The organism is Streptomyces sp. HUAS MG56 (assembly GCF_058673395.1).
On sequence record NZ_CM178722.1, the window covers coordinates 3107103 to 3130659 of the forward strand.

The window sequence follows — 23557 nt, forward strand, 5'->3', positions numbered from 1 at the left end:
CTCAGGGGCGCCACAGCGGGTGTTCCCGCTTCGCCCACTCCCTGCTCACCGTCCCCGTGCGAAGGCCCCGTCGCGCCTCCGGGTCGCCCAGGGCCATGCCGATGTGGCCCGCCAGGACCACGCCGATCGTCAGGGCCAGCCAGTCGTGGACGAACGTCGCCGAGGTGCGCCACATCAGCGGGGCGAGGTGGGTGAACCACATCAGCAGCCCGGTGCCGAGCATGACCAGGGTGGCGCCGGCGATCCAGGCGGCGTAGACCTTCTGGCCGGCGTTGAACTTGCCGGCCGGGCGGGAGGACCGGCGCCTGTCGCGCAGCAGGGCGGCGCGCAGCCACATCCGGTCGTGCGGGCCGAAGCGGTTGAGGAAGCGCAGGTCGGTGCGGAAGGCGCGGGAGGCGAGGCCGAGCAGGACCGGCACCGGCAGGGCGAGGCCCGCGCACTCGTGGACCCGGACGACCAGTTCCCGGCGGCCGACCAGGATCGCCAGCTGCGGGACGTAGAGGACCGCCGCCGTCACCACGCACACGCCCATCAGGGCGGCGGTGACGCGGTGCACCCAGCGTTCGGCCGGGCTGAAGCGGCGGACCCGGGCGTCCGGCGGGGCCGGGGTGTCAGCTCGTAGGGGCATCGGTCCGTCCGTTCGACTTGCCGACCCAGGCGTCGACGTCGTAGCCGAGGTGCTCCCAGTAGCCGGGCTGGACATGGTCGGTGACCGTGATGCCGGAGAGCCACTTGGCGGACTTGTAGAAGTACATGGGGGCGACGTAGAGGCGGACCGGGCCGCCGTGGTCGTGGCCGATGTCCTTGTCCTGCATGCGCAGCGCGACCAGGATGTCGGGGCGGCGGGCCTGGTCGAGGGTGAGGCTCTCGGTGTAGGTGCCGTCGAAGCAGGTGAAGCGGATCGCCTTCGCGGCGGAGCGGACCCCCGCCGCGTCCAGCAGGTCGGCGAGGCGGACCCCCTCGAAGGGGGTGCCCGGCACCCGCCAGCCGGTGACGCACTGGACGTCCTTGACCAGCCGGGTCTGCGGCAGGGCGCGCAGGTCGGACAGGGTGTAGGCGCGCGGGTGGTCGACCAGGCCGTCGATCGTCAGCTGGTAGTTCGCGGCCGTCCTCTCCGGCACCGACGCGGCGACGGAGTAGTAGCGGAAGCCGCCGCCGTTGGGCAGCAGGCCGGTCAGGCCCGTGGGGTCCTTGCCGGCGACGGTGCCGAGGAAGCCCTCCATGCCGCGCTGGAGCGTGGGCGCGGCGACCACGCCGAGCGCGCCCAGGCCGAGGGTGCCGAGGAGGACGCGGCGGCCGACGGGCGTGCCGCCCCGCTCACCGTGCCGTTCCTCGGGTTGTTCAGAGTTCACGTTTTCATTCGAGCACTCGGGGCTGTGGGGAGCCAGGGAATCGGGGCACTGGTCAGACTTCCGTAATCACTTCTTACGTACGTCCCGGAGAGCCGTACGGCTCAGCGGGCCGTGCCGTTCAGCGGACCGTGCCGTTCAGCGCGCGGGCGCGGGCCTCGCGGAAGGAGGCGCGCGGGTCGCGGTGTGCGTAGGACCAGGGCGCCCGGGTGGCGTGCCGGCCGATGCGCTGGAACAGGGCCGCCGCCTCGGCGGGGCGGCCGGCGCAGGACAGCGCGAAGGCGAGGTGGTTGAGGTCGACGTGGCGGCGGGGGTGTTCGTCGTGCTCCCACTCCAGCCACCAGTCGAAGCAGGCGCTGAGGATCCGGCGGGCCCGGGGGCCGGACCAGTGCCCGGAGGCGGCCGGGTCGGCAGGGGCCAGGCCGGTGGCGGCGAGGACCCGGTAGCGCTCGGCGTAGGCGACGACCGGCAGGACGGCGAGCGGGGAGTCGGCCGGGGCCTCGGCGGCGGCCAGTTCGGCCAGGTCGTACGCCTCGTGCGTCTCGGCACCCCGGCCGCCCGCGGGCCGTTCGGCGAGCCGGGCGAGGAGCAGGTGATGGGCGTGGTGGTGCTCGGGGTGGCGGCGGCGCAGCTCGGCGAAGACGCCGAGCACCTCGCGCTCCGGGCCGAGGGTGCGGGCGAGCCGGAGCAGGCCGAGCCAGGGGGTGGGGTCGGCGGGGGCGAGGGCGGCGGCCGCGGCGCAGGCCTCGCGGGCCCGGTCGGGGTCCTCCTTGCCGCGCAGGGCGCGGTGGACCTGGGCGAGGGCGGTCAGCGCGGCGGCGTCGGCGGACTCGGGCTCGGCGAGCTGCCAGTCCCGGGCCCAGGCGAGGGCGTACGGCTCGGCGGCGAGCGCGGTGAGGCGGTGGCCCCGGCGGTCCCAGTCGTCGCCCGTGTGCAGCAGCAGGGAGCGGGCGGCCTGCCGGCGACCCTGGGCCAACGCGGCGCGCGCGGTGAGCAGTTCGCCGTCGTCCAGGGCGTCGTCGTAGACCCCGTGGCCCCCCGGACCGTGCGGGCCGGAGCCGTCCGGGGCGGTGTCGCCGGACTGGTCCGTGGGGGCCCGGCCCGCGCCGAGCAGAGGGAGAGGAGGGGGCACCGCGGAACTTCCTGTTTCTCGGGCTGCCATCGACCGATCACGCACAGCAAACCCTCACCCAAGGATCGCGTCAAGCGGAACACGGTGTTACGAGCTTCAACTTCCGTTTTCCAAGCGGAACTTGACGAACTCCGCGCAGGTGGGCCCGGAGGCGGGCGGGGCGGTCGGCGAGCGGTTGTGGCGTACGCCATGGCGCGGACGGACGGGGCCACGGAACATGGCGAGCCGACCGCCCGCCGACTGCTCCGGGTGCGGGCACTTCCGGGTCGATACCGCCCCCGGGACGCTACAGTCGGCCCTTACACGCCCGTGGTCCGGCCCGATGATCGAGGTACGCAGCGTGTCCGTTCTGGTTCTCCTCGTCGCCGTGAGCGCGGCCTGCTGTCTGGGCTTCGGTTTCGTGCTCCAGCAGAACGCCGCTCAGCAGGCACCGCTCGGCGACTTCCTGTCGTTCCGGCTGCTGCTCGACCTGATGCGGGTGCCGCGCTGGCTCGGCGGGCTCGCCCTGATGGTGTCCGGCATGGTGCTGGGCGCCGTCGCCCTCGGTGAGGGCGAGATCTCCCTGGTGGAACCGCTGCTCGCGACCAATCTGCTGTTCGCGCTCGCCCTCTCCCGGTACCAGACGAAACAGCCCCTGGGCCGGCAGGGCTGGGCGGGTCTGCTGCTGCTCGCGGGCGGGGTGAGCGCGTTCATCACGGCGGGTGAACCGCGCGCCGGGCATGCCGTCACCGATCCGCTCCGGCACTGGCTGATCATCGGCCTGACGGTCGGCGCGGCCCTGGTGCTCACGACGTACGGCAAGCGCTCCCGGCTCAGCTGGGGCCCGGTCCTGCTGGCCACGGCGGCCGGGCTGCTGTACGGCGTGCAGGACGCGCTGACCCGGGTCAGCGGCACCCGCTTCGCCGCCGGGGGCTTCCCGGAACTGCTCACCGGCTGGCAGCCGTACGGCGTGCTGGTGTGCGGGGTCACCGGGCTGGTCCTGGTGCAGAGCGCGTTCGAGACGGCCCCGCTGCGCATGTCGCTGCCCGCGCTCACCGCCGCGGAGCCGCTGGCCGGGATCCTGTGCGGGGTGGGCTTCCTGGGCGACCGGCTGCGCACCGACACCGGGGCGCTGGCCTGGGAGGCGGCGGGGCTCGCGGCCGTGGTCGCGGGCATCGTGCTGCTCGGGCTGCACCCGGCGATGCCGTGCGGCCCGGCGCAGGCGCAGCCCCCGGCCCTCGACCTCCAGCGCCGCTGAGCCCCGGGGCCGTCACCGGGTCCTGCTTGGATGAGGACATGAACCCTGCTGACGTGAACTCCTCCGACGTGAATCCCGCCGACGAGATCCTCGACATCGTCGACGAGGACGACCGGGTCGTCGGCCAGTACCCGCGCGGCGAGGCCTACGCCCGAGGCCTGCGCCACCGCTGTGCGTTCATCGAGGTCCGGGACGCGGCCGGCCGGCTCTTCGTGCACCGGCGCACGGCCACCAAGCTGGTCTTCCCCTCGCTGTACGACCTGTTCGTCGGCGGGGTCGTCGGCGCGGGCGAGTCCTACGACGAGGCCGCGCTGCGGGAGGCCGAGGAGGAGCTGGGGGTGAGCGGGCTGCCCCGGCCGGAGTTCCTGTTCAAGTTCCTGTACGACGACGGGGCCGGGAACAGCTGGTGGTCGGCGGTGTACGAGGTGCGCTGCGAACTGCCCGTGCGCCCGCAGGCCGAGGAGGTCGAGTGGCACGGCTTCCTGCCCGACGAGGAGGTCGAGCGGCGGCTCACCGAGTGGGAGTGGGTGCCGGACGGGCGGGCGGCGTACGAGCGGCTGCGGGCGTTCCGTGCCGGCGGGTGAGCGGCCGGAGGGGTCGGCGGCGTGAGCGACTTCGTGAGCGACTTCGTGCGGAACGCCCGGCTGCGGTGGGCGCCGCCCGGCCCGGCGTCGTACGACCCTCCCGGCCGCCGTGGCCGCCGCGCTCTCCGCGAAGGCCGCGCCACGCGCCACGCATCCCATATGTCCGGATATTCACCGTCCACGCGTAGCCTGTGCGGCGTCGAATCCCGCCACGACCGCCCCCTGCGGGCGAGATCCCGCCCCCGAAGGTGAGCAGCATGACCACCCTTCACCAGGAACACACCGAGCACGGCACGCACCGCCACGGTCCGGACTGCGGGCACAGCGCCGTGCCGCACGGCGACCACACGGACTACGCGCACGACGGACACCTGCACCGCGAGCACCAGGGCCACTGGGACGAGTGCGAGCCGGCCGGGCACACCCCGCACCAGGGCCATGAGCACGTGCACCACGACGAGTGCGGGCACGCGCAGGTGCGCCACGGCGACCACGTCGACTATCTGCACGACGGACACCGGCACGCGGAGCACGGGGACCACTGGGACGACCACTGACCCGGGCGGAACCAGGGCCGACGGCGCTCCGGGCGGCGCGCCGGGGAGCCGTCGGCCCGACGTGGCTCCGGTCACGTTCGGACGTGTCTTCGGCACGCACACTGGACGACATACCGACCGGTCGGCATCATGAACGGGTCCTGTTCACCCGTTCGTAGGAGTGATGTATGAGCGCCGACCACCCGCCCGGACTCGACCTGGACCGGCTGCGCGCCCTGCTCGACCGCGAGCGCCCCGGTCTCGTCGCCGGCCCGCTGACCGGCCGGCTGATCGAGGGCGGCCGGTCGAACCTCACCTACGCGCTCTCCGACGGCACCTCGAAGTGGGTCGTACGGCGGCCCCCGCTCGGCCATGTGCTGGCCACCGCGCACGACATGAAGCGCGAGCACCGCGTGATCAGCGCCCTGCACCCGACGCGGGTGCCGGTGCCGCGTCCGGTGCTGCTGTGCGACAACCCCGAGGCCACGGAGGTGCTCGGGGCGCCGTTCTACGTGATGGAGTTCGTGGAGGGCACTCCGTACCGCACGGCGGAGCAGCTCGCCCCGCTGGGCGCCGAGCGCACCCGGAACGCGCTGCTGTCCCTGGTGGACACGCTGGTCGAGCTGCACGCGGTGGACCCCGCCGAGGTGGGCCTCGCCGACTTCGGCCGCCCCGAGGGCTTCCTGGACCGCCAGCTGCGCCGCTGGGGCAAGCAGCTCGACGCCTCCCGCAACCGCGAACTGGCGGGCATCGACGAACTGCACGCGGCCCTCGGCCGGGAGCTGCCCGTCTCCCCCGCCCCGGCCGTCGTGCACGGCGACTACCGCCTCGACAACGTCCTCATCGGCGAGGACGACCGGATCAAGGCGATCCTCGACTGGGAGATGTCCACCCTCGGCGACCCGCTGACCGACCTGGGCCTGCTGGTGATGTACAGCCGCCCGCTGGAGCTGCCGGACTCCCCCATCTCCACGACCGCGACGGCCGTCGGGCACCCCTCCCCCGAGGAGCTCGTCGAGCGGTACGCCGCGCGCTCGGGGCGTGACGTGTCCGCCGTCTCCTGGTACACGGCGTTCGCCTGGTTCAAGCTCGCCGTGATCCTGGAGGGCATCCACTACCGGTACACGCTCGGCCAGACGGTGGGGCGCGGGTTCGACCGGATCGGCGACCTCGTACCCGTCTTCATCGACCACGGACTGACCACTCTTCAGGAAGGCTGATCCAGAAATGGACTTCGCGTTCGACGCGCGCACCGAGGAACTGCGCGCCAAGCTGCTCGCCTTCATGGACGAGTACGTCTACCCCGCCGAAGCGGTCGCCGAGGAGCAGCGGGCCGCGCTGGCCTCCCCCTGGGACACCCCGGCCGTGGTCCACGAGCTGAAGGCCGAGGCCCGCAGGCAGGGCCTGTGGAACCTCTTCCTCCCGGACGCCGAGTACGGCGCGGGCCTCACGAACCTCCAGTACGCGCCGCTGGCCGAGATCACCGGCCGCTCCCCGCATCTCGCGCCCACCGCGACGAACTGCGCCGCGCCCGACACGGGCAACATGGAAGTGCTGGCGCAGTTCGCCGACGAGCGGCAGAAGAAGCAGTGGCTGGAGCCGCTGCTGGCCGGCGAGATCCGCTCGGCGTTCGCGATGACCGAGCCGGAGGTGGCCTCCTCGGACGCCACCAACATCACCACCCGCATAGAGCGGGACGGCGACGACTACGTCATCACCGGCCGCAAGTGGTACATCTCCGGGGCGATGAACCCGGACTGCAAGATCTTCATCGTGATGGGCAAGACGGACCCGGACAGCGCCGACATCCGCCGCCAGCAGTCGATGGTCCTGGTCCCGCGCGACACCCCGGGCGTCACCGTCAAGCGCGCCATGCAGGTCTTCGGCTACGAGGACCACTCGCACGGCGGCCACGCCGAGGTGATCTTCGACCACGCGCGCGTGCCGGTCACGAACCTCGTCGGCGAGGAGGGCGGCGGCTTCGCCATCGCCCAGGCCCGGCTCGGCCCCGGCCGGATCCACCACTGCATGCGGCTGATCGGCATGGCCGAGCGCGCGATCGAGCTGATGTGCCGCCGCGCGGTGTCCCGTACGGCGTTCGGCAAGGCGCTGGCCCAGCAGGGGGTCGTCCAGAACTGGATCGCCGATGCCCGGGTGACGGTGGAGCAGCTGCGGCTGCTGGTGCTGAAGACGGCCTGGCTGATGGACACCGTCGGCAACAGGGGCGCCCACACGGAGATCCAGGCCATCAAGATCGCCACCCCGCGCGCGGTGGTCGGCATCCTGGACCGGGCGATCCAGCTGCACGGCGCGGGCGGCGTGAGCCAGGACTTCCCGCTGGCCGAGCTGTACGCGAGCGCCCGCACCCTGATGCTGGCGGACGGCCCGGACGAGGTGCACCAGCGGTCGCTGGCGCGGCGGGAGTTGAAGAAGTACCTGTGAGGCAGCGCAGGGAGCAGGGGTGAGGGGCGTCCGCCGGGCGGCCGCCCCTCACCCGTGCGTTGCTACGGCCGCAGCGCCCGCAGCAGCAGGTCCGCCAGGTGGTCGGCGACCTGCTGCGGGGTGAGCGGGCCGTTCGGGCGGTACCAGGTCGACAGGTGGTGGACCGAGCCGAAGTGGTAGTCCACGACCAGGTCGGCCGGGGTCGCCGTGGAGAAGACGCCCTCCTTCTGGCCCTCCTCGATCAGCGCGCGGAAGCGTTCGTGGTAGCGCCTGCGCTCGGCGCGGACCTGCTTGCTCTTCTCCGGGCTCAGATGGTGCATCGAGCGGAAGAAGATCATCGCGTCGTCGAGGTTCTCGATCGTCGTGACGACCACGTCCGCCGCGGCGCCCCGCAGGCGCTGCTCGACCGGTGCGGCCATGTCGGCGAAGTGGTCGAGCCGCTCCATCTGGAGGCGCAGCACGCGCGCGTACACCTCGTGCAGGAGGTCGTCCTTGGAGCCGAAGTAGTGGTACAGCGCGCCCTTGGTGACGCCTGCCGCCTCCACGATCTCCTGCACCGAGGTGCGGTCGTAGCCCTGCTCGGCGAAGAGCCGGGTGGCGGCGGCCAGCAGCCGCTGCGGGACGGGTGTCCCGTCCCCGTCCGTCGTTCTGGGCACTGCCGGCCACCTGCCTTTCCGTGTCGCTCGATGGTGCTCAGTGTTCGTCGTGCGCGCGGGAACGCAGTTCCCGGCGGAGGATCTTCCCACTCGCCGTCTTCGGCAGCTCGGGCAGGATCTCCACCTGACGCGGGTACTTATAAGCCGCAAGTCTCTCCTTGCAGTACACCGCGAGTTCGTCCGGGTCCGTCTCGGCGCCCGGACGCAGGCTGATATACGCCTTGACGGTCTCGCCACGATATCCGTCGGGCACCCCGACGACGGCCGCCTCGCGCACCGCCGGGTGGGTGTAGAGCACGTCCTCGACCTCGCGCGGCCACACCTTGAAGCCGGACGCGTTGATCATGTCCTTCTTGCGGTCGACGACGTACAGCCAGCCCTGCTCGTCCATGAAGCCGATGTCGCCGGTGCGCAGCTCGCCGTCCGGGAAGGTCTCGGCGGTGGCCTCCGGGCGCCGCCAGTAGCCGGGGATGACCTGCGGGCCGCGCACGACGATCTCGCCCTGCTCCCCGAACGGCACCTCCTCGCCCCGCTCGTCCAGGATGCGCACGAGCGTGTCGGCGCCGGGCACGCCGACCGACAGCGTCCCGGAGACGGGGTCCACCGGCGCCTCCAGGCCGGGCGGGACGGCGGCGCAGGGGGCGGTGCACTCGGTGAGGCCGTAGCCGACGCGGATGTAGGGCCCGAAGCGCTCCCGGAACCCCTCGACGAGGGCGGGCGGCACGGGGGCGCCGCCGGAGGAGATGTTGACGAAGGAGGCGAAGTGCTCGCGCGTCGCGTCCGGGCGGGCGGCCAGCGCCATGAAGGCGGTGGCGGGGCCGACCGTGTAGTGCGGGCGGTGCTCGGCGAACGCCTCCAGGACGACCCCGGGCTCGAAGCGGTAGGTCAGCACCAGGGTGCCCGCGCTGTTCAGACAGGCGCCGAACTGGCAGACCATGCCGGTGATGTGGAACAGCGGCGCGAGCGCGTAGTACACGGGCGCCTCGGGCAGCCCGAGCCCGGTGCTCTGCCGCTCGGCGTTGTGCATGATGTTGGCGTGCGTGTTGGTGGCGCCCTTGGGCGTGCCGCTGGTGCCGGAGGTGTAGCTGATCAGGGCGATGTCGTCCGGACGCGGAGCGCGGCCCTCGGGTGCCGTACCGCCCTGCCGGGCGACGGCCACGAGATCGTCGGCGTCGGCGGCCCGCGGCGGCCGCTCGAACCCGAGCACGCGCGCGTCGTCACGCGTCTGGAAGTCCAGCTCGGACGCGGTGAGCACGATCCGCACCGGCGAGCCGGCCGCCGTCTCGCGCAGATACGACTCCCAGGCCCGGTCGGAGCAGACCAGCGCGGTCACCTCGGCGTCCCGCAGGACGTGCCCCACCTCGGCCGACTTGTACATCGGGTTGACGGGGACGACGACCGCGCCCGCCTTCCACGCGCCGAGGAGGGCGAGCACGAAGTGCGGGGAGTTCTGGAGCAGCACGGCCACGCGGTCACCGCGCTCCAGCCCGCGCGCGGCGAGGTGGGCGGCGACGGAGTCGCTCAGCGCGTCCACCTCGCGGTAGCTCAGCCGGGCGTCGAAGTAGGCGAGGAAGGTGCGGTCGGGGGCCTCGGCGACGGCGGCGGCGAGCGCGTGCACCAGCGAGTCGGCGGGGTCGACGGGACCGCGCTGGGCCTCGTCGAGCAGGGCGAGCCAGGGCCGGTCGGCGTACCGGGAAGGGCGGCTCACCGGGCCTCCTCCCACGTGCGCTGGACGCGGTTCATGCCGCGCAGCCAGCGGTCGGGCTCGGCGGCGCGCGCCTGGTAGAAACCGGCCACCTCGGGGTGCGGCAGGATCAGGAAGCGGTCCTCCTCGATCCCCCGGAACAGGTCGTCCGCGACGGCCTGCGGCTCGATCGCGGTCGACTGGAGCACCAGCTCCCCGGCACTGCCGGTCGCGGCCAGCATGTCCGTGCGCACGCCCTGCGGACAGATCGCGTGCACCTTGACGCCCCGGTGCCGGTACGTCAGCGACAGCCACTCGGCGAAGGCGTAGGCGCCGTGCTTGGTGACGCTGTAGGAGGGGGCGCCGATCATGGTGAGCAGCCCGGCGGCCGACACGGTGGACACGAACCGGCCGCGGCCGCGCTCCAGCCAGTCGGGCAGCAGCTCATGGGCCGCGCGGACGTGCGCCATGACGTTCACGTCCCAGGACAGCGCCCAGGACCGCTCGTCGAGCGGCCCGCCCGCACCGCCGTCCTCGAAGGCGACCCCGGCGTTCGCGCAGTAGACGTCGACGGTGCCGCCGAGTGCGTCCCGGGCGTCGGCGACGATCGCGGAGGCGTCGCCGGGCACGGCGGTCCCGCCGATCTCCGCGGCCACCGCCTTCGCCTTCTCGGCGTCCAGGTCGTTCACGACGACCCGCGCCCCCTCGGCGGCGAACCGCCGGGCCAGCGCGGCCCCGATCCCTCCGCCCGCCCCCGTGACGACCACTCCCGCATCCTGCACGGCTTCCACCATCGGTCTCCTTCGACACGACGCGACTCGGCTCAGCGCTCGCCAGACTAACCAGTCGGTATGTGTAAAAGGAAGAGCGACCGCACCACCCTCAAGGCATGCCTCTGTCCCGACGGAACCTCCTCGCATCGGCCACACTGGCCGCCGCCCCACGCCCGCCGCTGCACCGCGAACGCGTGCGAACCGGCTTCGAAAGGCTCGCGGCCGACGGCTACTCCCTGCTGACGGACCAGCGCGTCGGCGTCGTCACCAACCCCACCGGCATCACCCGGGACGCCCTGCACATCGTCGACGTGATGCACCAGGACCCCCGGGTGAGGCTGACGGCGGTCTTCGGCCCCGAGCACGGCTTCCGGGGCACCGCGCAGGCCGGCGGCTCCGAGGGCCGCTCCACCGACCCGGCGACGGGCCTGCCGGTCTACGACACGTACCTCAAGAGCGGCCGGGCCCTCGCCGGCATCTTCACCGCCGCCGGCGTCGACACGGTCGTCTTCGACATCCAGGACGTCGGCGCGCGCTTCTACACGTACATCTGGACGCTCTACGACTGCATGGAGGCGGCCCGGCTCGCGGGGAAGCGGTTCGTGGTCCTCGACCGGCCCAATCCGGTGACCGGCCGCGAGGCCCGAGGACCGGTCCTGCACAAGGAGTTCGCGACCTTCGTCGGCCGGCAGCCGATCGCGCAGGCCCACGGCATGACCGTCGCGGAGCTGGCGCGGCTGTTCAACGGGGAGTTCCTGGACCGGCCGGTCGCGCTGGACACCGTCCCGGTGAGCGGGTGGCGGCGCTCGGACTGGTACGACGCCGCCGCCCTGCCGTGGGTGCCGCCGAGCCCGAACATGCCGACCCCGGACACGGCGCTCGTCTACTCCGGCACCTGCATGATGGAGGGCACCAACCTCTCGGAGGGCAGGGGCACGACGAGGCCCTTCGAACTGCTCGGCGCCGAGGGCGTCGACGGCCGCTGGGCCGCCGCCGCGAACGAACTCGCCCTGCCCGGCGTCCGGTTCAGGGAGGCGTACTTCGCGCCCACGTTCTCCAAGTTCGCGGGCAGGACGGTCGGCGGGGTGCAGATCCACGTGACGGACCGGACCGCCTACGACCCGGTACGCACCGGGATCGCGCTCCTGGTGACCGCGAAGAAAGTCTGGGCGGACTTCGCCTGGCGGCCGGACGACTGGATCGACAAGCTCACCGGTTCGGACCGGGTGCGCACGATGATCGACGCGGGCGCGGGCACGGACGAGGTGACGGGCGCCTGGCAGGACGAGCTGGCCGCGTTCCGGCGTACGCGAAAGGGGTATCTCCTGTACGAGTGAGGCCCGATGGACGGCCGAGGGAGCCCGGCATGGCGGATCCTGGAACGATCGTGTCTCCCTACTGGGAGCTGACCTTCGACGCGGACGGGGACGTGGACGGCTCCGAGCGCGACCGGTTGCTGGCACAGGTCGCGGAGCGCGGCGTCCGTGACCTGATGGTCTTCGCCCACGGCTGGAACGACGACCGTTCGAGCGCGACCGCGCTGTACCGCCGCTTCTTCGCCCCGATCCCCGGGCTCGCCCCGCACGCCCGGCTCGGCTACGTGGGCGTGATCTGGCCGTCGATGCGCTTCAGCGACGAGCCGATCCCCGACTTCCCGAGGTCGACGGCGGTCGCGGCGGCGCAGCCGGCGGGGCTGGACGCGGACACCCAGCGGGCGTTGGTGGCGGTCTTCCCGGACCGGGCGGCGCTGATCGGCCGGTTGGCCCGGATGCTGGACGAACGGCCGGACGGCGCCCAGGGGCTGGCCGAGTTCGGGCGGCTGGTGCGGCAGCTGATCGACGGGGAGCGGCTGCCCGGCGTCGCCGACACGGAGGAGGAGGGCGAACCGCGGGTGTTCGCCGAGGACCCGGCGACCGCGTGCGCGGAGTTCGCCGAGGCGCTCGCGTCGGTCCGGTCCGCGGCAGCCCCCGCCGAGGGGTTCAGCATCCCGAACCCCTGGGAGGGCGCCAAGGAGCTGCTGCGGCAGGCGGCGTACTACACGATGAAGCGGCGCGCCGGGACGGTCGGCGAGCGCGGACTCGGCCCGGCGATCGGGAGGCTGGCGGGGGCGGTGCCCGGGGTGCGGGTGCATCTGATGGGGCACAGCTTCGGCGGGCGGCTGGTGTCGTTCGCGCTGCGCGGGCTGCCCGACGGGGTGCGGGCGGTGAAGTCGGTGACGCTGCTGCAAGGCGCCTTCTCGCACTACGCGTTCGCGGAGCGCGTGCCACAGGCCCCGGACCAGGCGGGGGCGTTGAAGGACCAGCAGCGGCGGATCGACGGTCCGCTGGTGGCCTGCTACTCGCACTTCGACTCCGCGCTCGGCACGTTCTATCCGCTGGCCTCCCGGCTGTCGGGGGACGACCGCTCGTGCGTGGGCAGCGAGATCGCGGCCCTGCTCGGGCCGGAGTGGGGTGCCATGGGGCACGACGGGGTGCAGGCGGTGCCGGGGGCCGCGCGGCTGGACCTCGCGACGGCGCTGGCGTCGGGGCTGCCGGCGACGGGGTGCGTGAGCGTGGACGCGGCGTCGGTCGTCCGCCGGGGCGGCCCGCCGGCCGGGGCGCACAGCGACATCGTGCACCCCGAGCTGGCGCGGGTGGTCCTGGCGGCGGGCCGTATCGGCTGAGCCGGCCCGCCGCCGGGGCGTCACCTCGTCCCCGTCACCTCATCGGTGCGAGGTGTACTCCACCACCTGCTGGAAGGTCGGCCGGTTCTGCCAGCTGATGTTGCCGTGCTTGATGCCCCCCAGGGTGCGCTGCACGATCGAGTCGGCGCACCACTGGTCGCCCGCGGAGCACAGGGAGTCTCCGGGGTAGACCTGGGCGGCGGTCATGCCCGCGGCCTGGTCCAGGGTGCTGATCAGGATGTTCCGGCAGGAGCCGAGGTCACCGCCGCCGCAGTACTTCTCGGCGAGTCCGCCCTGCACGTTCTCCCCGAGCACCGCCCGGATGTCCTTGTCGACATAGCTCCACCAGCCGTACTGGAAGGAGCTGCCGGCGTGCGAGCCGGTCGGGCCGTGTCCGGCGGACGGGGCCTCGTCGATCGACAGGTTGCCGGTCAGGTCGGTGTACAGGTCGCTGCCAAGCCCGGGTTCGAACTCCGCCTTGACCAGCAGCGGCCACCACGCGTCCAGGATGCGGATCGCGTCGGCGTCGGCGTACGTCTTCGAACCCGCCGAGGTCTCCGTGCGCCGCGCACCCGCGGTGCTCCAGGCCTGGAGCTTGTTCACCGCGGCGGCGGCCGTGGGGTCGGACACCGCAGAGGAGTTGATCACCTTCAGCAGCTTCGGCAGCACGTCCTCGGCGCGCAGGTCGGCGAGGGCCGCGTCCGCCATGGCCTGCACCAGCTGGGTCCGGGTCACGCCGCCGGCCGCGACCAGCTTCTTCACCCGGTCGTCCAGCAGATTGCCGCGGTGCACCGAGCCGTCGCCCCAGGACGCGGTCGTGTAGTCCTTGGCCTGCTTGTTGTTCCAGGAGACGTAGTAGTCCTGGTCGATCGAGTTGGGATGCGCGGAGGCCGGGGTGTAGTCGGCCGTGTTGGTGTCCGGGTCCCAGTTGCGCCACTCGTACGCGGGCTGTGCCCAGACGGGGAACTCGGCGTCGACACCGGCGGCCCGGACCGGGTTGTCACCGCTGTTGTAGTACGCGGTGTGCCGGGAGTCGGCGTAGAACCAGTTGAACGTGAAGTTGATGTGCTGGGCCGCGCTCTGGAAGTCCTGGGGGCCCTTGACGTAGTCGGGGTCGTTCAGCATCTGGAAGCCGATGATCGAGTCGGCCTCGTGCAGGTACGACGAGCGCAGCGTGGTGTAGGCGACCTTCTTGCCGCCGACGGTCGCGCGGTACTCCACCGGCCCGTACTTCGTGCGCCAGACCTTCATCGTGTACGACCCGGCCGGCGTGCTGTCGGCCGTGGTCGGTGACCAGGAGTTCTTCTGCTCGACCTCGTCCATGGCCGTACAGGTGCCGTGGTACAGGTAGTGGTGGTCGTCCTGGCACAGCTCGACGGCGTAGGTGTCGATGATGTCCTGGCCCGAGGTGGTCGCGGACCACGAGTAGTCCTGGCCGCGGCCGAGTTCGACGTACATGCTCAGGCCCGCGAAGGAGGCGCCGCGCGCGCTGATGCCGGGGCCCTGGATCTCCTGGAGCATGAGCAGCTGCGGGGCGAAGTAGCCGGTCTGCGGCCCGAAGACGGCGATCGGATGCCCGCTGGCGGTGTACTTGCCGCTCACGACGAGGGCGTTGGACATCCCGCGATGGGACGAGCTGAGCGTGCTCTTCGCCGCGGCGGTGGAGGTGCTCTTCGCGGCCGCGGTGGCCGCGCTGCCCGTACGGTCGTAGACGAGCGGCTCCTGGGTGACCGACCCGGCGTCGGGCAGGGCCTCGCCCTGGGCGGTGTCCGGCTTTCCGCCGTAGGGGAAGCTCGATCCGTCGTGGACGGTCAGCACGGCCTCGGGGTCGTTGCGCTCACGGAAGGACTCCCAGACCTTGGTGCCCTCCTCGACCCCGTACTTCTGCTGGGCGGCGAGCAGGGAGACGGCGTTGTTGACCTCGCCGCCGCCGCCGGAGCCGAACAGCGTGCCGATGACGGAGGCCAGCGCCACCAGGTCGGTGATCTTGAAGTGGTCTATGGTGCCGGCGTTGGTGATCGGGTCCTTGTGGCCGGTGAGGTCGTACTCGCCGGGGAAGTAGCGGCCGCTGTCGGAGGCGTCGATGTACGAGTTGATGCCCGCGAGGTAGGCGTCGGCGTCGGCGAGGGCCTGCTGGCCGCGGGCGCCGTTCCTGGCCACCGCGTTGTCGATCTGCGCCTGGAGGTCGGCCTCGGTGTAGGGCGCGTTGCGGTAGAACTCCTGCTCCAGGCCCTGGTTGGCGGCGGCGCCGCCGGCGAAGGAGGTCAGCTGGCCGCGGCCGACGTGCCGGAAGACGTCCATCAGCCACAACCGGTCCTCGGCCGCCGCGTATCCGGCGCCGAACTCGGTGCCGTACCGCGTGCTGCCTGTGATGTGTGGCACACCGGCCTTCTTGTCACGGACGATCGTCACGTCACTGCGGCCGGCCGGGTTCTCGGTGGAGGCGACCTGGTCGGACGGGACGCCGAACGACGAGTCGTTGAAGAAGTTGTTGATCGTCGCGTCGGTCAGGCCCTTGTAGCCGCTCGCCAGGTTCGCGTACGGGCCGAGCTGGTCCTCGGCGTGCGAAGGCTGGGTGCCGAAGGCCTGGTTGAGCAGGATCTGCGCGAGGGTGGCGTTGCCGTTCTCGCCGGGCGGCAGGATGTCCGAGCACCGGCCGCCGCAGTAGTCGTTCGAGGCGGTGGCCGTGGCGGCGGAGGCTGCCGTCTGCGTGAGAGGGGAGAGCAGGCCGCCGACGAGGACGCAGATCGAGGCGGTCTTCAGGAACCTGGTGAAGCGGCGGGACGTTCTCAGTCTGACAAGGGCGGTGCGTGGGGTTCGCCGTGGCATGGCAGCTCCAAGCGACTGGGGTGGCCGAACGTTACCGCCGGTATCCCCAGCTTTAAAGATGAACATGCGTCAGTTTTGGGAGTCGGCAAGCAGAACCACAGGACGAGATGGAGCCGAATCGCCTGTCGATACGTCTACTCGTCGACGCCGCGCGCGGTTCGCGCGGCAACGCCGAAGTGACCGAAGTACAGGTGCAGGTGTGACGGAGGTGCAGGGCGATGGCGGGTTTCCGGAGTCTGGCGAGACAGGTACGCGATCCGGGCTGCGATCTGGCACTGCGGCGGTACTCACTGCGCAAGTGCCTTGAGAAGTTCGCCCCTTACGGGCATCGGGCGACCTGGGACCACCTGTGCTCCCGGGCGGGCTTCGGCCCGGAGGACCGCTCCCCCGACCCGGTGCGGCTCGTGGCCGCGCTGGAGGAGCTGGAGGAGGCCCGGTCCGTCTGGCTCGCCTATGAGACCGACTTCATCGAGCGGCGCAGGAAGGAGAAGCACGACGGGCTGCGCCGGCCGGGCAGCGTGGACGACTGGCACCGGATGACCTGGGGGGGCTTCGGGGTCGCCTGGTGCGACGACCCCCGGGTGCACCCGCACGAGCCGCTGGCGGAAGTGCTGCGCCGCCTGATCACCGCGCTGGAGCGCACACCGGGTTCGTGCTGCCCGGTCTGCGGCGCGGACCGCCTGGTCTGGCGCTACGGCCTGGACCACGAGCCGTCCTCCGGCCCCGTCTGCACGGACTGCGGGATCCTCGTCCCGCGTCCGCTGCTCACCGCGCGCGTGCTGGAGTACGCCCGTCGCGAACGGCTGCTGATGTCGGCCTGAGAACGAGGGATTTCCCTCGGGGGGTGCGAAGGGGGATGCCGCACCCCTGCCGGGACCGAGCCCGTTGTCAGTGACGACTGCCACCATCGGGGGCATGGTGCAGGTCTGTCTGAACGGGCGCCGCTCCGCCGTCGACGGCGCGAGCGTGCCGATGTCACCACAAGAGCTGGCCCGCAGCGCGGCGGAAGCCGTGGCAGCCGGGGCCACCGAGATCCATGTCCACCCCAGGACGCCGTGCGGCCACGACAGTCTCTCCCCGCGCGTCCTCGCGCCCACGCTGGAGGCGATCCGGGCGCGGGTGACGGTTCCGGTCGGGGTGACCACGGGCGCGTGGGCGGAGCCCGACCCCGCGGCCCGGCTCGCGCGGGTGCGCAGCTGGTCGGCGCTTCCCGACTTCGCCTCGGTCAACTGGCACGAGCCCGGCGCCGAAGCGGTCGCCCGGCAGTTGCTGGACAGGGGCGTGGGCGTCGAGGCGGGCCTGTGGTCCGGCACGGACGGCGCGGCCCGGTTCGCGCGCTCCCCGCTCGGGCCGAGGGTGCTGCGCGTGCTGGCCGAGGTGACGGATCCGGACCCGGCGAGCGCCGAGCCCTCGGCGCGGACACTGCTGTCCGCGCTCGGCGAGACGTACGGCCGTCCGGTGCTGCTGCACGGCGAGGAGGGCGGCACCTGGCCGGTGCTGCGGCTGGCCGCCCGGTCGGGCCTCGCGACCCGGATCGGCCTGGAGGACACGCTGTTCCTCCCGGACGGCCGCCGCGCGTCCGGCAACGCCGAGCTGGTCGCGGAGGCACTGGTCCAGTACACGCGCTCCCGGGGCCGGGCAGGAGACGAAGATCACGACGGTAGCAGCCGCTAATCCACTCGCTCCAGCCGTTTTCGGCTCGCAGAGTAGGGCGTGATGAAACACGTCTGAGGGCCGTCAACGTGCCCTTCTCCCCGGGGAGTTGCGATGTCGACGCTGCGCGTCACCGCCGAAGTGCTGACCGTCCACGAGCATCCGAACGCCGACGCGCTCGAACTGGCCCAGGTGGGCCTGTATCGCGCGGTCGTCGCCAAGGGCGCGTACCGCACCGGTGATGCCGCCGTCTACATCCCCGAGCAGGCCGTGCTCCCGCCCGGGTTGATCGAGGAGCTGGGGCTGACCGGCCGACTGGCGGGCGGCGAGGCCAACCGGGTCAGGGCGGTGCGGCTGCGCGGCGAGCTGTCGCAGGGCATCGTGTGCCGGCCGACCGCGCTGGCCGGCCTCGACCTGGCGCACGCGGCGGCCGAGGGCACGGACTTCGCCGAGCTGCTGGGCATCACCAAGTGGGTGCCGCCGGTTCCGCCGACCATGAACGGTGAGGTCGAGCAGGCGGCCGCGCTGCTGCCCTGGGTCGACATCGAGAACATCCAGCGCTACCCGGACATCTTCACGCCGGGCGAGCCGGTCGTCCTCACGGAGAAGCTGCACGGATCGGCGTGCCTGCTGACGTACGTCGCCGGTGAGGGCCGGGCGTACGTCTCCTCCAAGGGCTTCGGCGCCAAGTCCCTGGCGCTGAAGGAGGACCCGCGGAACCTGTACTGGCGGGCGGTGCGCGGACACGGCGTCGCCGAGGTCGCGGCACGGCTCTGCGAACGGCTGGGCGCCACCCGGGTCGGCGTGTTCGGGGAGGTGTACGGCGCGGGGGTGCAGGACCTGGCCTACGGCGCGGACGGCCGACGGGAGACGCTGGGATACGCGGCGTTCGACGTGTCGGCCGAGATCGACGGCACCGTCCGCTGGCTGGACGCCGCCGAGCTGCTGACGGGGGAACTGCCGCTGGTGCCCCGGCTGTACGCGGGGCCGTACGACATCGATCGGGTTCGGGAGTTCGCGAGCGGCCGGGAGACCGTGTCCGGGCGGGGACTGCATCTGCGGGAGGGCGTGGTCATACGGCCCGCGGTGGAGCGGTACAGCGCGGTGACGGGGGGCCGGGCCATCGCGAAGGCGGTGAGCCCGGCGTATCTGACGAGGAAGGGCGGCACCGAGTACGAGTAGGGGCGCACCCGGCGGGGCACCGGACCCCCGCCGGTCGACGCCGCGCGGCGATCAGCGTCCCTCCGCGAACAGCCGCGACCCCGTCAGCCGCTCGCCGAACACGTCGTCCGGGTTCGACAGCACGCAGTTCTCCAGCGACAGGCAGCCGCACCCGATGCAGTCGGTCAGGTGATCCCGCAACCGGTTCAGCTGCCTGATGCGCTCGTCCAGCTCCGAGCGCCACCTCTGCGACAGCCGCGCCCAGTCCTCACGGTTCGGCGTGCGCTCCTCGGGCAGCTCCGCCAGGGCGTCCCGGATCACGGCCAGCGGGATGCCGACCCGCTGGGCCGCGCGGACGAAGGCGACCCGGCGCAGGGTGTCCCGGCTGTAGCGCCGCTGGTTTCCGGTGGTGCGCCGGCTGCTGATCAAGCCCTTGGCCTCGTAGAAGTGCAGCGCGGACACCGCGGCGCCGCTGCGCGCGGACAGCTGGCCGACGGTCAGCTCATGGATCTTCTCGGGAATCTGGGGCACTCCTCACAGCCTAGCGACCCGATCCCCGTCGCGGTCCGTTGACAGGCGCCCCGCGCCCGACCATGCTAAGCAGTCGCTTAGAGAATCGAGCGAGAGGCCGGGAACATGGCAGAACCGAGGACCTTCACCTCCCCCGACGAGCTGCGGGCGGCCGTGGGCGAGCAGCTGGGGTACACCGACTGGCTGGAGGTCGACCAGAAGCGGATCGACCTGTTCGCCGACGCCACGGGCGACCACCAGTGGATCCACGTGGACCCGGAGAAGGCCGCGAAGGGGCCGTTCAAGACCACCATCGCCCACGGCTACCTGACGCTCTCGCTGCTGCCGCTGTTCGGCCCGCAGCTGATCCGGGTCGAGGGCGTGACGATGGGCGTGAACTACGGCACGAACAAGGTCCGCTTCCCCGCCCCCGTCCCCGTGGGCTCGCGGGTGCGCGCCACCGCGAAGATCACCGGCGTCGAGGACGTCACCGGCGGTGTCCAGGTGACGGTCGCGTTCACCGTGGAGCGCGAGGGCGGCGACAAGCCGGTGTGCGTGGCGGAGTCGGTGTCCCGGTACTACCTGTGACGGAGCGGGCGCCCTACCGGGCGCCCACCATCCGCAGGACGAGGTCGGCGTAGAGAGCGCCGACCTCTTCGGGCGTGCGCGGGCCGTTCACGGTGAACCAGCGGGCCACGTCGATGCAGAGCGAGAGCACGGCGAGCGTGGTGCCCTGGACGTCCGGCACGTCGAACTCGCCCGCGGCCACGCCGTCCTCGATGATCCCGCGCACCTCGGCGTCGACCTGGCGGCGCAGCGCCACGATCTCCGCGCGGGCCTCGGGGCCGAGGGCGTCGAGTTCGTACTGCACGACCCGCGCGGTGGTGCGCCGCCCGGCGTGCCAGCGCACGAAGGAGCTGACCGCGTCGGTCAGTCGCTCGGCCGCGGTGCCCTCGCGCCGCGCCGCCGTGCGCAGGATGTCGAGAGCCTTGTCGTGGCCGATCCGGCTGATCCGGTGGAGCAGCTCTTCCTTGGTCTTGTAGTGGATGTAGAGCGCGGCCGGGCTCATGCCGGCGCGGCCCGCGATGTCCCGGGTCGTCGTCGCGTGGTAGCCGCGCTCGGCGAAGGCCTCCACGGCGGCGACGAGCAGCCGCCGGGCCGCGTCAGGGGTGACCTCTTCCCACGGCTCCATCTCGCCGCCGGTCGTCTCCTGCGCCGCACTCATCGCTCGCTCGCCCCTCTCGATGACAGGAGCACCACCATACCGCCGAAGGTGAGCGCTCGCTTAGCGCGCCTGCCCGGATCTTCACGGTTCAGATCTTCGCGGTTCAGATCTTCTCGAAAGGATCGTGCTCGGCGAGGAGCTTCTCCAGGCGGGCCTGGTCGACCCGGCTGACGATCTGCCCGGCCTCCTGGCGGTCCCGGATCACCTTGGCGAGGGTGAAGGCGGAGGTGACCAGGTACAGGACCGCGACGGCGAGGAAGGCCCGGACCCAGGCGTTGGTGTCGAGCTGGTAGATGCCGATGGCGGTGGCCGCCATGGCGATGGCGAAGGAGGCGACGGACTGGCCGTAGAAGGCGGTCGTGCTCTGCTGCTTGACCGGTGTGTCACTCATGGGGAAGAGCATCGACGCACGTGGCCCGCGCCACATCCGCACACATACTCAGATCGGTTACTCAGAACGCCGAAACCCCGGTCAGGGAACGGCCGATGAGGAGCTTCTGGATCTGGCTGGTGCCCTCGTAGAGGGTCATCACGCGGGCGTCGCGCAGGAGTTTGCCGGCCGGGTACTCGTCGATGTAGCCGTAGCCGCCGAAGACCTGGAGGGCGTTGTTCGCGGCGCGCACGGCGGCCTCGGAGGCGAACAGCTTGGCCTTGGAGGACTCGACGGCGAACGGCTGCCCGCGGTCGATCAGATCGGCGACCCGCCAGGTCAGCAGCCGGGCCGCGTCCACGTCGACGGCGATGTCGCTGATCAGCTCCTGCACCAGCTGGTGCCCGGCGATCGGCTTGCCGAACTGCTCGCGCTCACCGGCGTACCGCACGGCCGCGTCCAGCGCCGCCTGGGCGATGCCGACGCACCCGGCCGCCACCGACATCCGCCCCTTGGCGAGCGCCGACATGGCGACGGAGAAGCCCTTGCCCTCCTCCCCCAGCATCGCCGAGGCGGGCACCCGGACGTCCTCGAAGGCGAGTTCGGCGGTGGTCTGGCCGCGCAGGCCGAGCTTGCCGTGGATGGTGCGGCGGGTCAGGCCGGGGGTGTCGGCGGGCACGAGGAAGGCGGAGACTCCCTTGTGGCCGGGGGCGTCGGTGGAGCGGGCGAAGAGCAGCACGACGTCCGCCCAGGTGCCGTTGGTGATGAACATCTTCGCGCCGTTGATGACGTAGTGGTCGCCGTCGCGTACGGCGCGGGTGGTGAGGTTGCCCGCGTCGGAGCCGGTGCCGGGCTCGGTGAGGCCGAAGCAGCCGACGTACTCCCCCGAGGTCAGACCCGGCAGCCAGCGGCGCTTCTGCTCCTCGTCACCCCAGGCGGCAATGGTCTTGGCGACGAGCCCGAGGGAGACGGAGACGATCCCGCGCACGGAGGAGTCGCCGCGCCCCAGTTCCTCGGTGACGAGGCAGTACGCGAGATGGTCGCCGCCGGAGCCGCCGTACTCCTCGGGGACGGTCAGCCCGAGGAAGCCGACCTCGCCGAGCTTGCGCACGATGCCCCGGTCGACCTCCTCGGCCCGGTCCCAGGCCACGACGTGCGGGGCGATCTCGCGCGCCACGAAGTCCCGGGCGAGCTGCCGTACGGCGGCCTGCTCCTCGCTCAGCTCCAGGTTCACCACGAGATCACCCCACAGAAGACGGCACGGCGGACGACGGCACGAGCGGCATATCTTGAAAGCCGTACATTTAAATTAGCACTGCTAGTTTCTGGCTCGCAGCCCTACTATGTGCGCCATGGCCCGACCGCGCAAGCCCCTCCTCAGCACCGACCGGATCGTCGAGACGGCCCGGGAACTCGTGGACCGCGAGGGACTGGCGGCCGTCTCCACCCGCCGGCTCGCCGCCGAGCTGGGCGTGAGCGGGCCCTCGCTCTACAACCACTTCCGCACCAAGGACCAGATCCTGGAGGCGGTCGCGGACTCGGTGAGCGCCCTGGTGGACCTGGCGATGTTCGAGGACGGCCGCGACTGGCGCACCGCGCTGCACGACTGGGCCGTCTCCTACCGGGCCGCCCTGCGCGACCACCCCAACATCGTCCCGGTGCTGGCCCGCGGCCCGGGCCGCCGTCCGGCCGCGCTCCGCCTGGCCGACGCGGTCTACGGCGCGATGGTCGACGCGGGCTGGCCGCCGGCCCAGGCGACCTCCATCGGCGCGCTGATGCGGTACTTCATCATGGGCTCCGCGCTCGGTTCGTTCGCCGGGGGCTTCGTGGACGACGCGAGCGCGTACGACCCGGCCGACTACCCCCACCTCGGCCAGGCCCACCTCCTCGCCGAGCAGCAGGAGAAGATCGACGAGCGGGCCTTCGAGACGGGGCTGAGGGCGCTGCTGGACGGACTGGAGCGGCAGTACGAGCAGGCCGAACAGGGCGCGCAGCAATAGGTCGGCGGGCGCCGAAATTCCGGTGCCGCATGCTGGGGGCATGACCGCCAAGGACCCGCGGGCCGCCGCACTGGCCGCGCTCGCCGCGTTGCTCGCCGACGAGACCCGGGCCACGTGCCTGCTGGCGCTGCTCGACGGGCGTGCCTGGACGGCGGGTGAGCTGGCCCGGCACGCCCGGGTCGCCGCGTCCACGCTCAGCGAGCACCTGGACAGACTGGTGGCCGGCGGCCTGCTCGCGCAGGAGCGGCAGGGGCGGCACCGGTATGTGCGGCTGGCCGACGCGCGGGTCGCGGGGCTCGTGGAGGATCTCGCCGCGCAGGTGCCCGCGGCGGCGGTGCGCCGGGCCCCTCGTACCCTGCGGGAGTCGGGTGCCGGGTCCGCGATGGCGCGGGGGCGCACCTGTTACGACCATCTCGCGGGGCGGCTCGGGATCGCCCTCACCGACGCGCTGACCGTCCGGGGGCTGTTGCGGCAGGACACCGGGTTCGCGCTGACGGACGCGGGGGTGCAGTGGTTCCGGGAGATGGGCATGGGGCTGGAGGTCTCGGGCCGGCGTCCGCTGGCCCGTGCCTGTCTGGACTGGACCGAGCGGCGGCCCCATCTCGCGGGGGCGGCCGGGGCCGCGCTGTGCCGGCATGCGCTGGAGGCGGGGTGGTGTGCGCGGATCGGGTCGGAGCGGGCGGTGAAGGTGACCGCGTCGGGGGAGCGGGAGTTGTCGGAGCTGCTCGGCATTCCTGCGGAAGCGTTGTGCTGA

24 protein-coding genes are annotated in these 23557 nt (G+C 72.3%); 13 read left to right on the top strand and 11 right to left on the bottom strand.

Annotation, left to right across the window (positions count from 1 at the left end):
• Position 1: 1 nt before the first annotated feature.
• The 3 genes from AC4OXY_RS14785 to AC4OXY_RS14795 all read right to left on the bottom strand — a co-directional run bounded on the left by AC4OXY_RS14785 (position 2) and on the right by AC4OXY_RS14795 (position 2481).
• Entirely contained in the window at positions 2–628 is a 627-nt protein-coding gene (locus tag AC4OXY_RS14785) for a cytochrome b/b6 domain-containing protein (protein WP_362819279.1), read from the bottom strand.
• Positions 612–1352, bottom strand: coding sequence for a molybdopterin-dependent oxidoreductase (locus AC4OXY_RS14790; RefSeq protein ID WP_356022450.1), 741 nt, complete (start codon positions 1350–1352; stop codon positions 612–614). The genes AC4OXY_RS14785 and AC4OXY_RS14790 overlap by 17 nt, the downstream gene beginning before the upstream one ends.
• A 118-nt stretch (positions 1353–1470) precedes the next feature.
• Positions 1471–2481, bottom strand: coding sequence for a hypothetical protein (locus AC4OXY_RS14795; protein ID WP_362819280.1), 1011 nt, complete (start codon positions 2479–2481; stop codon positions 1471–1473).
• Positions 2482–2821: 340 nt separating this feature from the next.
• Between AC4OXY_RS14795 and AC4OXY_RS14800 the strand changes: the two genes are divergently transcribed.
• The 5 genes from AC4OXY_RS14800 to AC4OXY_RS14820 all read left to right on the top strand — a co-directional run bounded on the left by AC4OXY_RS14800 (position 2822) and on the right by AC4OXY_RS14820 (position 7280).
• Positions 2822–3718, top strand: coding sequence for a DMT family transporter (locus AC4OXY_RS14800; RefSeq protein ID WP_356022455.1), 897 nt, complete (start codon positions 2822–2824; stop codon positions 3716–3718).
• Between the two features lie 68 nt (positions 3719–3786).
• Positions 3787–4302 (top strand): NUDIX hydrolase, encoded by a 516-nt coding sequence (locus AC4OXY_RS14805; protein ID WP_356022688.1) that lies wholly within the window; start codon positions 3787–3789, stop codon positions 4300–4302.
• A gap of 257 nt (positions 4303–4559) precedes the next feature.
• Entirely contained in the window at positions 4560–4859 is a 300-nt protein-coding gene (locus tag AC4OXY_RS14810) for a hypothetical protein (protein ID WP_491994034.1), read from the top strand.
• Positions 4860–5026: 167 nt separating this feature from the next.
• Positions 5027–6058 carry a phosphotransferase family protein gene (locus tag AC4OXY_RS14815; protein WP_356022459.1) on the top strand — a complete coding sequence of 344 codons (1032 nt, stop codon included), beginning with the start codon at positions 5027–5029 and terminating at the stop codon, positions 6056–6058.
• A gap of 7 nt (positions 6059–6065) precedes the next feature.
• Complete coding sequence (locus tag AC4OXY_RS14820) at positions 6066–7280, top strand: acyl-CoA dehydrogenase family protein (RefSeq protein WP_491994035.1); 1215 nt, start codon at positions 6066–6068, stop codon at positions 7278–7280.
• Between the two features lie 62 nt (positions 7281–7342).
• Here the strand turns inward: AC4OXY_RS14820 and AC4OXY_RS14825 are convergent, their stop codons facing one another.
• Genes AC4OXY_RS14825 through AC4OXY_RS14835 form a run of 3 tightly spaced genes read right to left on the bottom strand, consistent with a single transcriptional unit; the run spans position 7343 to position 10414 of the window.
• On the bottom strand, positions 7343–7936 hold the full coding sequence (locus AC4OXY_RS14825; protein ID WP_071375821.1) for a TetR/AcrR family transcriptional regulator: 594 nt from the start codon (positions 7934–7936) through the stop codon (positions 7343–7345).
• 37 nt (positions 7937–7973) lie between these two features.
• Positions 7974–9644, bottom strand: coding sequence for a class I adenylate-forming enzyme family protein (locus AC4OXY_RS14830; RefSeq protein ID WP_491994036.1), 1671 nt, complete (start codon positions 9642–9644; stop codon positions 7974–7976).
• Positions 9641–10414: an SDR family NAD(P)-dependent oxidoreductase gene (locus tag AC4OXY_RS14835; protein ID WP_356022465.1), complete on the bottom strand. Its 774-nt coding sequence runs from the start codon at positions 10412–10414 to the stop codon at positions 9641–9643. Before AC4OXY_RS14835 ends, AC4OXY_RS14830 begins: the two co-directional genes overlap by 4 nt.
• Positions 10415–10509: 95 nt before the next feature.
• On the opposite strand from AC4OXY_RS14835, the gene AC4OXY_RS14840 reads away from it, so the two are divergent.
• Both AC4OXY_RS14840 and AC4OXY_RS14845 read left to right on the top strand, forming a co-directional pair.
• Complete coding sequence (locus tag AC4OXY_RS14840; RefSeq protein ID WP_356022467.1) at positions 10510–11730, top strand: exo-beta-N-acetylmuramidase NamZ family protein; 1221 nt, start codon at positions 10510–10512, stop codon at positions 11728–11730.
• Between the two features lie 29 nt (positions 11731–11759).
• Positions 11760–13055: a serine-threonine protein kinase gene (locus tag AC4OXY_RS14845; RefSeq protein ID WP_491994037.1), complete on the top strand. Its 1296-nt coding sequence runs from the start codon at positions 11760–11762 to the stop codon at positions 13053–13055.
• Positions 13056–13094: 39 nt separating this feature from the next.
• Here the strand turns inward: AC4OXY_RS14845 and AC4OXY_RS14850 are convergent, their stop codons facing one another.
• Complete coding sequence (locus tag AC4OXY_RS14850; RefSeq protein WP_491994038.1) at positions 13095–15884, bottom strand: penicillin acylase family protein; 2790 nt, start codon at positions 15882–15884, stop codon at positions 13095–13097.
• A gap of 218 nt (positions 15885–16102) precedes the next feature.
• Between AC4OXY_RS14850 and AC4OXY_RS14855 the strand changes: the two genes are divergently transcribed.
• The 3 genes from AC4OXY_RS14855 to AC4OXY_RS14865 all read left to right on the top strand — a co-directional run bounded on the left by AC4OXY_RS14855 (position 16103) and on the right by AC4OXY_RS14865 (position 18719).
• A complete protein-coding gene (locus AC4OXY_RS14855; protein ID WP_356022473.1) occupies positions 16103–16705 on the top strand; it encodes a hypothetical protein in 603 nt (200 codons plus the stop codon).
• A gap of 94 nt (positions 16706–16799) precedes the next feature.
• Complete coding sequence (locus tag AC4OXY_RS14860) at positions 16800–17558, top strand: 3-keto-5-aminohexanoate cleavage protein (RefSeq protein ID WP_491994039.1); 759 nt, start codon at positions 16800–16802, stop codon at positions 17556–17558.
• A gap of 93 nt (positions 17559–17651) precedes the next feature.
• A complete protein-coding gene (locus AC4OXY_RS14865) occupies positions 17652–18719 on the top strand; it encodes an RNA ligase (ATP) (protein ID WP_362819288.1) in 1068 nt (355 codons plus the stop codon).
• A 51-nt stretch (positions 18720–18770) separates the two neighbouring features.
• Here the strand turns inward: AC4OXY_RS14865 and soxR are convergent, their stop codons facing one another.
• Positions 18771–19229: a redox-sensitive transcriptional activator SoxR gene (gene soxR / locus AC4OXY_RS14870; protein WP_356022479.1), complete on the bottom strand. Its 459-nt coding sequence runs from the start codon at positions 19227–19229 to the stop codon at positions 18771–18773.
• A 105-nt stretch (positions 19230–19334) separates the two neighbouring features.
• Between soxR and AC4OXY_RS14875 the strand changes: the two genes are divergently transcribed.
• On the top strand, positions 19335–19796 hold the full coding sequence (locus AC4OXY_RS14875) for a MaoC family dehydratase (RefSeq protein WP_356022481.1): 462 nt from the start codon (positions 19335–19337) through the stop codon (positions 19794–19796).
• Between the two features lie 13 nt (positions 19797–19809).
• Here the strand turns inward: AC4OXY_RS14875 and AC4OXY_RS14880 are convergent, their stop codons facing one another.
• The 3 genes from AC4OXY_RS14880 to AC4OXY_RS14890 all read right to left on the bottom strand — a co-directional run bounded on the left by AC4OXY_RS14880 (position 19810) and on the right by AC4OXY_RS14890 (position 22037).
• Entirely contained in the window at positions 19810–20433 is a 624-nt protein-coding gene (locus AC4OXY_RS14880) for a TetR/AcrR family transcriptional regulator (RefSeq protein WP_356022483.1), read from the bottom strand.
• 103 nt (positions 20434–20536) lie between these two features.
• Positions 20537–20824, bottom strand: coding sequence for a YiaA/YiaB family inner membrane protein (locus tag AC4OXY_RS14885; RefSeq protein WP_491994040.1), 288 nt, complete (start codon positions 20822–20824; stop codon positions 20537–20539).
• Positions 20825–20885: 61 nt separating this feature from the next.
• Positions 20886–22037: an acyl-CoA dehydrogenase family protein gene (locus AC4OXY_RS14890; protein WP_362819346.1), complete on the bottom strand. Its 1152-nt coding sequence runs from the start codon at positions 22035–22037 to the stop codon at positions 20886–20888.
• A gap of 118 nt (positions 22038–22155) precedes the next feature.
• Here AC4OXY_RS14890 and AC4OXY_RS14895 point away from each other — a divergent pair, with 118 nt between their 5' ends.
• Together AC4OXY_RS14895 and AC4OXY_RS14900 are read left to right on the top strand one after the other, a co-directional pair.
• Positions 22156–22803 carry a TetR/AcrR family transcriptional regulator gene (locus AC4OXY_RS14895; protein WP_356022487.1) on the top strand — a complete coding sequence of 216 codons (648 nt, stop codon included), beginning with the start codon at positions 22156–22158 and terminating at the stop codon, positions 22801–22803.
• Between the two features lie 40 nt (positions 22804–22843).
• Positions 22844–23557, top strand: coding sequence for an ArsR/SmtB family transcription factor (locus AC4OXY_RS14900; protein WP_491994041.1), 714 nt, complete (start codon positions 22844–22846; stop codon positions 23555–23557).